Origin of the sequence: Lutispora sp. (assembly GCF_041687175.1) — a bacterium.
Lineage (GTDB): Bacteria > Bacillota > Clostridia > Lutisporales > Lutisporaceae > Lutispora.
This window is the reverse complement of the sequence record NZ_JAWLCK010000090.1, coordinates 1-11,372: the sequence shown is the minus strand read 5'-3', so window position 1 is coordinate 11,372 and position 11,372 is coordinate 1. Positions and strand designations below refer to the sequence as shown.

Genomic DNA, 11,372 nt, shown 5'->3' with positions numbered 1-11,372 from the left:
TGATAGCTTGAAACTTCCGTCCTTAGTATACAATTCTTCCCCATTAGGTCCCATAACCATGAAAAATCCGTCACCATTTATGGCTAAATCATAAGGATTTGAAGTCTGTTCCAGATTTCCTGTAGTAAAGAATTTTGTTATGGCAGAAGTTCTTACACCATGTCCTACCTGGACGCTCACAGGCTTACCTTCGCCGTCCCTTATGGTGTCCCTCTCCAATGTTTCATACAAAAGATCCTTGAACTCCGCCCTTGATTTTTTATATCCTACAGTATTTACATTTGCCAAATTGTTGGATATATTATCCACATTAAGCTGCTGTGCAGTCATTCCTGTACTTGCAGTCCATAGCGCTCTCATCATACTTCATACCCCCTATATTCTTCCTACTTCGTTAACTGCTTTTCCTAACAACTCATCATGAGCCCTGATAACTCTCTGGTTTGCCTCGTAAGTCCTGAACATGGTTATCATTTCAGTCATTTCCTTAACTGCATTCACATTTGAACCTTCAATAAATCCTTGTTTTACAGCGCCTGTAAAGGCTTTGTCATTATCAGTCCATTCTTCTGATATTATGGTATATAGGTTATTTCCTTCCTTCATCAAAGCACTATAGTCTTCAAAATCAACAAGCTTAAGCCTGTCAATGAACTCTCCGTTGGAAGTTATCTCGCCCTTTTCATTGATTTTTATATCTTCACCGCTGATTTGTATATACCCATTTTCACCCAAGACTCTATGCCCATCCTTGGTTACCAGATACCCTTGTGAATTCAGAGAAAAGCTTCCATCCCTTGTATATCTTTCACCAGCTTCAGTTTCTACTGTAAAAAACCCTTCCCCGGATATGGCAACATCCAATGGGTTATTGGTTGGATTGTGGCTTCCTTGAGCAAAATCTGTTACTACAACACTTGTATGTACTCCTGCATTCATTGTACCTATAGCGTTTAGAGGAGGCGGTAGTTTTACACCGCTTATATTAGGAGCCTCCCCTCCCATTTTCATAGTGAGTATTTCTGGGAAGCTTTGGGTAACATACAAGTCCTTTTTAAAACCAGTGGTATTTACATTTGCAATATTATTGCTTATGGTATCTATTCTTTTCCCTTCGGAAACAGCACTTGATGCTGACATGTACAATCCTCTGATCATAATCATCACCATATTTCTATATAATTTTAGATTATCATTTATGTTATCGGCATGAATGGGAATATAGTTTAGGGGAAAGAACAAAAATATAGCTTTAGATTATACAGTTACACAAATCTAGTAGTTTAGATATAGTAGCAATCATTTTCCCAACGCAATGGATTTGTGTCAATGTATTCCCAAATTTTCTTATATTCTTTCTCATTACGAATAATTCGATCATGATATGACTTCTGCCAAATAGAATTAGTAGGGAACGGTTATGAACCGTTCCCTACAAAATTTCGTGTTCTCCATCTCTCCAACGTTAAATTAGTAATTCCCTAATCTTCTGTTGCTTCCGGGTTCTGAGGTCTGCAAAACATCTATATTTTCCAATGCCTTACCCGTTCCCATTGCAACACAAGATACAGGATCCTCTGCTATATATACAGGAATGCCTGTCCTCTTTGAAATAAGCATGTCTAGTCCATAAAGTAAGGAGCCTCCTCCTGTCATAACAATTCCTCTGTCGCTCACATCTGCGGCAAGTTCCGGCGGAGTTCTTTCCAACACAGAATGTACTGCATCTGCTATTGCAGCTACAGGCTCCGTCAATGCCTCTAACATCTCCTGAGATGTTACCTCCATGGTCTTAGGAAGTCCAGATATAAGATTTCTCCCCCTCACTTCTATTGTAACTTCCTCATCCCTCGGATATGCTGTACCAACCTTTATCTTCAGCTCTTCCGCTGTACGCTCTCCAACCATCACATTATGTTTTTTCCTCATGTATCTTACTATAGCTTCATCGAATTTGTCTCCAGCCACTTTTATGGAAGAGGATACAACTATGCCGCCTAAAGATATTACCGCAATATCCGATGTACCTCCTCCTATATCTATAATCATATTTCCACTGGCTTTTGAAATATCAAGCCCTGCTCCAATAGCTGCCGCAATTGGTTCTTCAATAAGCTTGGTGGTTCTTGCTCCAGCTTGATTGGCAGCATCTATAACAGCCCTTTTCTCTACTTCAGTTACTCCACTGGGAACACATACCACCATTCTGGGCTTAAATATCTTCTTTCTTCCTATGGCTTTATCAATAAAGTACCTGAGCATTTTCTCGGTAACATTATAATCAGATATTACACCATCTCTTAATGGTCTTACTGCTACTATATGTCCTGGTGTCCTTCCCAACATAAGTCTTGCTTCTTCGCCTACTGCGAGGATTTTGTTATTATTCCTGTCGATAGCTACTACTGAAGGTTCATTAAGTACGATACCCTTTCCCTTGATATAGACTAATACGCTGGCTGTACCCAAGTCTATTCCTAAATCCTGTCCTCCAAACATCAAATAATACCTCCATTTATAAATATATATATTATGACGATTAAATCATAAGTCTATTCCTTAAATTTACATAGTACAGCGTATATATTTCTATATAAATTACAAAAACCCTTTTTATTGTGCAAAATTTAAGCTCCGGTACTAATTTTGCTACCGGAGCTTTACAGCTAAAGCGGGGGCTATTATAAATTTAAGGTTTGATATTTCATTTTGGTTGCTTTTCCGCCTCTGATATGCCTTTCTGCCTTATTTTTATCCATTATTTCCTTAACCTGAAGAGCTACCACTGGATTTATCTTGGGCAGTCTCTCGGTAACATCCTTATGTACCGTACTCTTGCTTACGCCAAAAATTTTGGCTGCATCTCTCACTGTTGTCCTGCTGCTTATTATATACTTTGCTATCTCAAGCGCTCTTTCCTCAATGTAATCCTTCAACTCATATACCCCCTTATCTGTGTCTTTTTTACATTAATATGCGGAATTTTATCAATATAGAACATTTATTAAGCTCACACCCCTATCGATTCAATGATTGTTTGGGCAGATAAATCTTGGGGTCCAGATTTTTTCCATCTTTCATTATTTCAAAATGCAAATGAGGTTCCTCTGCTATTTCGATAATGGCAGTTCTTCCAACACCACTTATGACATCACCTTTTTTCACCTCTTGGCCTAATGTAACCATATCCAAAGTAGAAAGATTGCTGTATATGCTTGTTACTCCGCCTCCATGGTCAATGGCTATGGTCATGCCCCACTGAGGATCATTTGTTACTTCAGATATTATTCCATCCATTACAGCTCTAACTTGGCTGCCTTCCTCTGCTTTAATGTCTAAGCCTTCGTGAGTGGTCCACATGTCCAGAGTCTTTGAGTAAACAAGCTCAGTGTCTGAAAAATCTAAGCATATAGTGCCGAATACTGGGGCTAGCATAGTCTCAACCTTTGGTTCCTGCATTTTAATAGCAGTGACAGCAGTTTCTTTAGGCTTTTTCTCTGAAAGCTTTGGTTGGGAGGGTTGACTGACATTTACTTCTGTGATATCCTGTCTAGTCTCTTCTGCTTGTTCTGCAGGCTCTTCTTCTACTATGCTTATGCCACCTTGTAATGAGCCCGGCTCTTCTCCAATCTCTTCTAAGTCCTCAAACTCCTCCAGTCCTCTTTCAAAGTCCATCTCAGAATATCTATTGTCCAGATACCTTCTGTACTGCCATGCGCCTACAGTCGCCAACATTGCAATTATTATGATTACAACAGGGATAATGATTTTGCGTTTTGAAAAAAATTCATCAAACTTCATTTGTTACACCTCCACCAGTATTATTGCCAGAGGTTTCAAAAATAATACAAAAATTATTGCAAGCTTTCTAATGGGACAATTTCTACGCCAGTGTAATAATGCTTTATTATTTCTTGATATGTTGCACCATGTTTTGCCATTCCGTCAGCTCCATATTGGCTCATGCCTATTCCATGTCCATATCCAACAACTGCAAAGGTTATATGATTCTTGTCAATATCAACTGTGAAGTTTGATGAATTTAATCCAAACTGCTCTCTTATATCCCTTCCGGTGAAATATCTATCCCCAACTCTGATTTTTAGTATCCTCCCTCCACTGCTTCTCTCCATTATCTGTATCTGAGTTTCAATGTTCTTTTTGTCCAGCTTGATAGTATTATCCAAAGACTTCATACCTGACACAAAGTCATCAACGCTTATCTGTTTTGTGCTTATAAGCTTTGGAGAGTGATCCTCGTATTGACTTAATACACTTCTAAGGTAGGGCACTTTATTTATCCAAACATCCTCTGAATTTTCTGTGATTCCCCCACTGGTAGAGTGAAAAACTGCATCTATTAGTCTGTCTTCGTATACTATTACCTCACCTTCTGTTGAAGTCACTGCTTCATTAATTTTCTTATAATTCTTGCCCAGTGTATTAGGATCCACATAGGCCTGGCAATGAGTAGAATCTGTGCAAATATCCGCTTCAGGATGTTCGCTGCAGCCTTTACCTCCAAAACTTTTCATTCTAAGCAGAGTATATGTTCTGGCTGCAAGAGCTTGAGCTTTCAATGCTTCTATATGAAAGCTCGCTGGCATTTCTGCTGCCACAACGCCTTTGATATATTCTTCAAATTCCATGGTTATCAATTTATCTTTCTGACAATCATAAACTTTTAGATGAAGCTTACTTTCAGGAACCTTTTTCTCTTCGGTGCTCTCTCTGAAGCAGCTGATTACTGCTACCGGCAATGCAAAAAGCAAAAAAATCAAAAAAATAGCACTTAATGTATATCTTTTCATTCATCCACCTCTCAAACTCAGTTTTTGAAGCCTCGTTCAATTGCTATATTTATACTATTTGAGAGACACTAGGAATATGACTGCTTTTTATGCTATAAATTATGTATAATTATGCTGCTTTTTGGTGAACTTTGAATGATGTTTTTCCTTGAGTTTTATCGTCTAATATTATAGAATTGAAATGTTGAAGAGAATCCGGGGGTATGGTGATGAAAAACAAAGAATTGTGCAAAAAAATAGAAATCATGAGAGAAAATCTCCATGATTTAATAGAGAATTATGGAATTGAAAGTGATATTGTGCTTAACTTCAGTCAAGAATTAGATAAGTTATTATGTCAGTTGGAAACTATAAAATAATAATGACATTTTCACTCACTAATATTCAAAAGGTATTATAGGCGATCCGATCCAGATATAAGTCTTATCATAATATTGACTATAGCGCATCCCAATCTGAACATTAATCTTATTTCCATTGGATGTGATGAAATCATCTATTTTACGACTATATGCAGATATGCTAATAAGTTCTTGATTTTTTATGCTCTCAACTTCATTAGCGTCAATGGTGTTGAGAAGCTTATTTATGGTGGACTCAGCTAATTCCTTTGTTACTTTTCCTGCAAAATTTCCAATGACAACTATATCAAGTTCTATAGGCAGGTCCACCTTTGCATAAAATTCTTCCATGTAATTTCTATGTTCAAACAAGTTTTTGTAAAAACCATTAAAAACTACTATTAAGGAGAGATAGGTTTTTTCCCCTTGATCTTTGTTTCTGAAAGATTCAATGGTTATAGTGTATTTGGATCCATCTTCCTTTATACTTAGTATTCCTTTGTTCATATCTTCATGTGTTTCAAATTCTTTTATGATATTTTCTTCGTTAAAGCCAAATACACTTATTATCTCATCAAACTTCAAGCTTATCTCCTGCTGATCCATAAATTTCTCATTTATAATATTCCAACCTGTCAGCATGCTTTCTTCAATCACAGCATCCGATTCTTCAAGAAAAGTTAGTATAGCATCTTCGTTATTTATGCTTCCTGCTATATCCTTGCATATGAAACCCGATACAAGTATCAAAACAACACTTAAAGCAATGATTATTTTTCTTTTTCTCATATTATTCCACCCCTATAATGGGATTATTGCCTATTATTTGGGGTGATATACGTATTAGAACTCAGAGCTCAGAACTCAGGTTTAAGGTTTTCCTTTAGAGTCGGTCTCTAGTTGCAAAAAAAGCAGCTTGCGCTGCTTTTATATATCCATCTCTTTCAAATTTTCTGAGATAATCAGGTCTGCTTCTGTTGCTGCCAGAACTTCCTCAACAGTTGTCTCTGGAGCTATTTCTGTAAGCACTAAGCCCTTATCTGTCTTCTCTATAACTCCCATTTCAGTTACTATCAAATCAACCTGTCCTGCTGCTGTAAGGGGTAGAGTGCATTTCTTCAAAATCTTTGGATTTCCCTTTGCAGTGTGTTCCATGGCAATTATAACTCTTTTGGCTCCTACTACCAAATCCATAGCTCCGCCCATGCCTGGAACCATCTTGCCAGGTATCATCCAGTTTGCCAAATTGCCTTCCTGATCTACCTGAAGTGCTCCAAGAACTGTTACATCCAAGTGACCTCCTCTGATTATTCCAAAAGAAGTCGCGCTGTCAAAGAATGCAGCACCAGGTACTACAGTAGCAGGTTGAGCGCCTGCGTTTACTATGTCTGGGTCAATATTTGCTTCATCAGGAGCAGGTCCCAATCCTACGAATCCATTTTCTGATTGAAGCATAATATCTATTCCCTCAGGTATATAATTAGCAACGAGGGTAGGCATTCCTATGCCAAGATTAACCAAATCTCCGTCCTTTAATTCCTTTGCTACTCTTTTAACTATTATTTCTCTTTTTCTGTTTTTATCTTCAATCATTTTATTTCCTCCCCTCTACTATCATATCGACAAATATAGACGGGGTCATTACATCACTGGGGTCTATCTCGCCCACTTCTACCATTTCCTCTGCTTCAACTATTACTAAATCAGCAGCGGTAGCAATCAATGGGTTGAAATTCTTAGTAGACTTTTTATAATACACATTGCCTTTCTTATCAACCTTGCTTCCCTTAACAAGGGCTATATCAGCCTTCAGAGGAAGCTCCAGGAGATAATCCTTGCCTTCAACATTGATCTTTTGCTTGCCTTCCTCAATTACAGTACCTATGCCTGTTGGTGTCAGTACTCCGCCTAAGCCGGCACCGGCTGCTCGAATTCTCTCAGCCAAAGTACCTTGGGGTACAAGCTCAACTTCCATCTCGCCGGTATTCATGAGTCTGCCTGTCTCTGGATTTGTGCCTACATGGGATGCTATTACCTTTTTCACCATGCCTTTGACTACCCATTTCCCGACTCCCTTATCAGGAAAACCTGTATCATTGCATATCAGAGTAATATCTTTTACTCCCTTTTCAATTATTGCATCGACTAAGGTCTCAGGAGTTCCACAAGCCAAAAAGCCTCCTACGGAAATGGTCATGCCATCATGAATATGCTCTAACACTTGTTCAATGCTTTTTATTTTATTCACAAGTCCACCTCCACCATAAAGATTATTTAATTTGTCCAGATATATTATAATACATGTAGATTTTGTTTGCTACTGTTTAGGGATAAAATCCTCCGGCCTTTCCTTTATTTTACCTAAATGGTATAGAATGCTTTCTCCTATTCTCTCTGAAGCAAATCCGTCCCCATAGGGATTTACTGCATTGGCCATTTTGTCATATTCATTTCTATCTTCCAAGAGCAAAGAAGTCATAGCATAAATATTATCCTTATCCGTTCCTGCTAGTTTTAAAGTTCCAAACTTAATAGCTTCTGGCCTTTCTGTCTCACCTCTCAAGACCAAAACCGGCTTGCCAAGGGATGGCGCTTCTTCCTGAAGACCTCCTGAATCAGTGAGAACAAGATGGCATCTGTCCATCAAATTATGCATCTCCAGCACGTCTACAGGATCTATCAGGTGAATCCTTTCATGCCCTCCTAGTATTGAAAAAACTATATCCCTTACCGCAGGGTTCATATGAACAGGATACACTATCTCTGTATCCTTATAGTTTTCCACAATAGCCTTTAGTGCATTGCAAATGTTCTTCAAAGGTTGTCCCAGGTTCTCCCTTCTATGTGCTGTAACAAGTATCACTTTCTTGCTAAAATCAAGAGCCCTGAGAATTGGACTATTGAATACATAATCCTTTCTCACTGTAGTCTTCAAGGCATCTATGACGGTATTGCCAGTTATGTATATGTTATCCTGAGAAACCCCTTCTGCCAATAAATTGTTTTTTGAATTATTGGTGGGAGAAAAATGTATATCCGCCAATACCCCTGTAAGCTTCCTGTTCATTTCCTCCGGATAGGGGTAATACTTATTGAAAGTTCTGAGCCCTGCTTCCACGTGACCTAGCTGGACTCTGTTGTAATATGACGCCAAAGCACCGCAAAAAGTGGTGGATGTATCTCCATGAACCAGTACCATATCAGGCTTTACTTCCTTTATTACACCCTCCAAACCCATAAGTGCATTTACCATTATATCTGTCAGGCTTTGTCTGTCTTTCATTATATCCAGATCATAATCCGGCTTGATCTGAAAAATATCCAAAACCTGGTCCAACATTTCCCTGTGTTGTGCAGTAACACATACCACAGATTGAAAATCATCGCTTTTCTGAAGAAAATTAACTAAGGGAGCCATCTTAATGGCTTCCGGCCGGGTACCAAATACTGAGAGAATTTTTATCATAGCAACCTCCTAAAAAAAGCACAGCCAAATTTAGGCCGTGCTGTTTTTGCTTTTTCGTTAAACATCAAGTTTGTTGTTAGTGTCTCCTGCATCTAATAGTCCTAAATATTTTACCCCCATAGAGGCTAAGAGAAAAACCACAAATACAAGTATATATGCAGTTTTAAGCTTTGTCTCCACCAAAGCTACAGCGCCTGCTCCCAAAACTGCACTTATAGAATAAAGAGTTAGTACAGCTTTTTTCTGACTATATCCTTTTGCCAATAACCTATGGTGCAAATGCCCTTTATCCGCCTCCACCATAGACCTTCCGCTGGCAAATCTCCTTATCATTGCAAACAGTGTATCGAATATAGGCAATCCCATTGCAAAAATAGGAACCAGCATAGATAGAGCTGTGGCACTCTTCAAAACACCCAGTACGGATATTACAGAAAGCATATAGCCTAAAAACATGGCTCCTGTATCACCCATAAATATCTTGGCAGGATTGAAGTTATAAGGCAAGAACCCTAATATAGATCCTGCAAGTATTGCTGTCATAACTATAATATAAGCTTCTTCAGGTCCTGTAAGCAAAGCTACTACCATAAGAGTAACTGACGATATTGCTGATAAACCTGCCGCCAATCCATCAAGGCCATCGATAAGATTGAATGCATTGGTAAGTCCCACAATCCAGAACAAAGTCACTGGATAGGCAAACACTCCTAGTTCTATCCAATTACCCTCAATGATGAAGTCCAGTGGATTGGTTATCCTATCTATCCTTACTCCGGAATACATAGCTATAATAGCTGCAATTATTTGAACGGCAAATTTTGTCTTTGCTGAAAGAGGTTTGATGTCGTCAAAATACCCGCAAATTACAATTAATGTTGCACCTGCCAATACTCCTATAATCTTTTGATTTAAGGGCACATATAGAAGTATTCCTATAAGGCAAGCAAAATAAATAGATAAACCACCTAGCAAAGGAGTGGGTTTTTTGTGAACTCTTCTGGTATCCTTTGGTACATCTATGGCTTTTACTTTTTCTGCCCAGTGTATTACAAAAGGAGTAACAGCACATGCAAAGATAGCTGGGATTGCAAAAGCCATAATTAAGTTTTTCATTTTATCACTCCCGGGTATTATAGTTTAATCTGTCCAATATTTTCATTTTAAATCATAAAAACATCAAAGTCAAACTTGTATTATACAGGTTTTATCAGTTCTCCCCATATTATTTTTAACTATTTTTAAAAAATAACATGATACAAAATTTTCTTTTTTGTTTCATTTTGAAACCACTAAAAACACTGAAGGACACTGTTTTTTCATTTTAGTGCCTGTTTTACTTCATAAATTCATTAGTAGTTCTTGTTAATTAATTTGCTTCTGGTCTCAACAGCCAACGGAACGGTTATGAACCGTTCCCTACATCGCTGCGTTCAAAATGACATATCACCTATTTGCCCATTTGCCTATTAGCCCATTTGCCTATTAGCCCATTTGCCTATTTGCCTATTTATCAATTTTTACGACAGTAATTCCCGATTCTTCCAACATTTCAATTGCTAGAGGGTCATTATATTGTTCCCTCAATACTATCCTTTTTATTCCAGAATTTATGATCATTTTTGTGCAGAGAACGCAAGGGGATAATGTGGTATAGATGGTTGCTCCATCAATTGCCGTACCGAACACAGCAGCCTGGATTATTGCATTTTGCTCTGCATGGAGTCCACGACACAGCTCATGCCTTTCACCTGAAGGCACATTGTTATTAGCTCTGGTACAGCCTACCTCTGCGCAGTGCTTAAGACCCTTTGGAGCCCCATTATATCCTGTAGACAAGATACGGTTGTCCTTAACAATAACAGCTCCCACCTGCCTTCTCATGCAGGTTGACCTTTTTCTCACCACTTCGGCTACTTCCATAAAATATTGGTCCCAAGAAGGCCTTTTCATATCATTATTCATAATACTCTCCTCAAGGATTTATTATTTTGTGCCGAACAATCTGTCTCCGGCATCTCCCAAACCCGGTACTATGTAACCATGATCATTTAGTTTTTCATCAACTGCTGCAATATAAATCTCTATGTCGGGATGAGCCTCTACCACTGCTTCAATACCTTCCGGCGCTGCCAGGAGATTCACAAGTTTTATGTTTTGAGCACCCTTTTCTTTCAGAAAAGTTATTGCTGCTATGGCTGAACCACCTGTAGCCAGCATGGGATCCAGAACAATAAGCTCTCTTTCTGCTACGTCGGTAGGAAGCTTGCAATAGTATTCTACAGGCTTCAGGGTCTCAGGATCTCTATAAAGACCTATATGTCCGACTTTAGCTGTTGGTACCAAGCTCAAGAGACCATCAACCATTCCTAATCCTGCTCTAAGTATGGGAACAATTCCAAGTTTTTTGCCCGATATAACTTTTGACGTAGTTTTGCATATAGGAGTTTCAATTTCTATATCCTCAAGTGGAAGATTTCTGGTAACTTCATAACCCATGAATAATGCTAATTCTCCTACAACCTCTCTGAATTCCTTGACACCTGTATTCTTGTCTCTCAAGATTGTCAGCTTATGCTGTATCATGGGATGGTCTATTATGTGTACATTACTACCGTATTTTTTCATTTTTCTCCTCCTTTTGTTTTGCTTTTAGGTATTCCTTTTTAGTCCTGTTATATGATGCGTATTTTTGCTATTTTTTGGTTCGGTTCACGGCGCGGGGCGCGTGACACATGGTGCGTGGTGCTAAAG

General features: G+C 38.5%; 14 protein-coding genes. 1 reads left to right on the top strand and 13 read right to left on the bottom strand.

Annotated features, from left to right (window positions below; translation table 11 throughout):
- The 6 genes from ACESM9_RS11725 to spoIID form a co-directional block, all read right to left on the bottom strand.
- On the bottom strand, positions 1-363 hold a 363-nt coding region (locus ACESM9_RS11725), incomplete at its 3' end, for a flagellar hook-basal body protein (protein WP_372998700.1).
- A gap of 12 nt (positions 364-375) precedes the next feature.
- Entirely contained in the window at positions 376-1,140 is a 765-nt protein-coding gene (gene flgF / locus ACESM9_RS11720; RefSeq protein WP_372998697.1) for a flagellar basal-body rod protein FlgF, read from the bottom strand.
- 330 nt (positions 1,141-1,470) lie between these two features.
- Entirely contained in the window at positions 1,471-2,499 is a 1,029-nt protein-coding gene (locus ACESM9_RS11715) for a rod shape-determining protein (protein WP_372998695.1), read from the bottom strand.
- Between the two features lie 182 nt (positions 2,500-2,681).
- Positions 2,682-2,936, bottom strand: a complete 255-nt coding sequence (spoIIID, locus tag ACESM9_RS11710) for a sporulation transcriptional regulator SpoIIID (RefSeq protein ID WP_372998692.1) — start codon at positions 2,934-2,936, stop codon at positions 2,682-2,684.
- 82 nt (positions 2,937-3,018) lie between these two features.
- The gene (locus ACESM9_RS11705) at positions 3,019-3,801 is read right to left on the bottom strand and encodes a peptidoglycan DD-metalloendopeptidase family protein (protein ID WP_372998689.1); all 783 of its coding nucleotides are present in this window, start codon (positions 3,799-3,801) and stop codon (positions 3,019-3,021) included.
- Positions 3,802-3,854: 53 nt separating this feature from the next.
- Entirely contained in the window at positions 3,855-4,811 is a 957-nt protein-coding gene (gene spoIID, locus ACESM9_RS11700; RefSeq protein ID WP_372998686.1) for a stage II sporulation protein D, read from the bottom strand.
- Positions 4,812-5,020: 209 nt separating this feature from the next.
- Between spoIID and ACESM9_RS11695 the strand changes: the two genes are divergently transcribed.
- A complete protein-coding gene (locus ACESM9_RS11695) occupies positions 5,021-5,170 on the top strand; it encodes a Spo0E family sporulation regulatory protein-aspartic acid phosphatase (protein ID WP_372998683.1) in 150 nt (49 codons plus the stop codon).
- Positions 5,171-5,188: 18 nt separating this feature from the next.
- Here the strand turns inward: ACESM9_RS11695 and ACESM9_RS11690 are convergent, their stop codons facing one another.
- The 7 genes from ACESM9_RS11690 to upp all read right to left on the bottom strand — a co-directional run bounded on the left by ACESM9_RS11690 (position 5,189) and on the right by upp (position 11,246).
- Complete coding sequence (locus ACESM9_RS11690) at positions 5,189-5,941, bottom strand: YwmB family TATA-box binding protein (protein ID WP_372998680.1); 753 nt, start codon at positions 5,939-5,941, stop codon at positions 5,189-5,191.
- Between the two features lie 138 nt (positions 5,942-6,079).
- Positions 6,080-6,745 (bottom strand): CoA transferase subunit B, encoded by a 666-nt coding sequence (locus ACESM9_RS11685; protein ID WP_372998678.1) that lies wholly within the window; start codon positions 6,743-6,745, stop codon positions 6,080-6,082.
- 1 nt (position 6,746) lies between these two features.
- A complete protein-coding gene (gene atoD, locus ACESM9_RS11680; RefSeq protein WP_372998675.1) occupies positions 6,747-7,400 on the bottom strand; it encodes an acetate CoA-transferase subunit alpha in 654 nt (217 codons plus the stop codon).
- Between the two features lie 69 nt (positions 7,401-7,469).
- Positions 7,470-8,618 (bottom strand): non-hydrolyzing UDP-N-acetylglucosamine 2-epimerase, encoded by a 1,149-nt coding sequence (wecB, locus tag ACESM9_RS11675; protein WP_372998672.1) that lies wholly within the window; start codon positions 8,616-8,618, stop codon positions 7,470-7,472.
- A gap of 57 nt (positions 8,619-8,675) precedes the next feature.
- Positions 8,676-9,734 (bottom strand): MraY family glycosyltransferase, encoded by a 1,059-nt coding sequence (locus ACESM9_RS11670; protein ID WP_372998669.1) that lies wholly within the window; start codon positions 9,732-9,734, stop codon positions 8,676-8,678.
- A 390-nt stretch (positions 9,735-10,124) separates the two neighbouring features.
- Positions 10,125-10,583 (bottom strand): deoxycytidylate deaminase, encoded by a 459-nt coding sequence (locus ACESM9_RS11665; protein WP_372998666.1) that lies wholly within the window; start codon positions 10,581-10,583, stop codon positions 10,125-10,127.
- Between the two features lie 21 nt (positions 10,584-10,604).
- Entirely contained in the window at positions 10,605-11,246 is a 642-nt protein-coding gene (gene upp, locus ACESM9_RS11660) for a uracil phosphoribosyltransferase (protein WP_372998664.1), read from the bottom strand.
- Between the last annotated feature and the right edge of the window lie 126 nt (positions 11,247-11,372).

Bases quoted from the DNA above. Each gene is read 5' to 3' on its own strand.
- flgF (WP_372998697.1), bottom strand. From the start codon at position 1,140: ATGTCAGCATCAAGTGCTGTTTCCGAAGGGAAAAGAATAGATACCATA.
- ACESM9_RS11715 (WP_372998695.1), bottom strand. From the start codon at position 2,499: ATGTTTGGAGGACAGGATTTAGGAATAGACTTGGGTACAGCCAGCGTA.
- ACESM9_RS11705 (WP_372998689.1), bottom strand. From the start codon at position 3,801: ATGAAGTTTGATGAATTTTTTTCAAAACGCAAAATCATTATCCCTGTT.
- spoIID (WP_372998686.1), bottom strand. From the start codon at position 4,811: ATGAAAAGATATACATTAAGTGCTATTTTTTTGATTTTTTTGCTTTTT.
- ACESM9_RS11695 (WP_372998683.1), top strand. From the start codon at position 5,021: ATGAAAAACAAAGAATTGTGCAAAAAAATAGAAATCATGAGAGAAAAT.
- ACESM9_RS11690 (WP_372998680.1), bottom strand. From the start codon at position 5,941: ATGAGAAAAAGAAAAATAATCATTGCTTTAAGTGTTGTTTTGATACTT.
- ACESM9_RS11685 (WP_372998678.1), bottom strand. From the start codon at position 6,745: ATGATTGAAGATAAAAACAGAAAAAGAGAAATAATAGTTAAAAGAGTA.
- wecB (WP_372998672.1), bottom strand. From the start codon at position 8,618: ATGATAAAAATTCTCTCAGTATTTGGTACCCGGCCGGAAGCCATTAAG.
- ACESM9_RS11670 (WP_372998669.1), bottom strand. From the start codon at position 9,734: ATGAAAAACTTAATTATGGCTTTTGCAATCCCAGCTATCTTTGCATGT.
- ACESM9_RS11665 (WP_372998666.1), bottom strand. From the start codon at position 10,583: ATGAATAATGATATGAAAAGGCCTTCTTGGGACCAATATTTTATGGAA.
- upp (WP_372998664.1), bottom strand. From the start codon at position 11,246: ATGAAAAAATACGGTAGTAATGTACACATAATAGACCATCCCATGATA.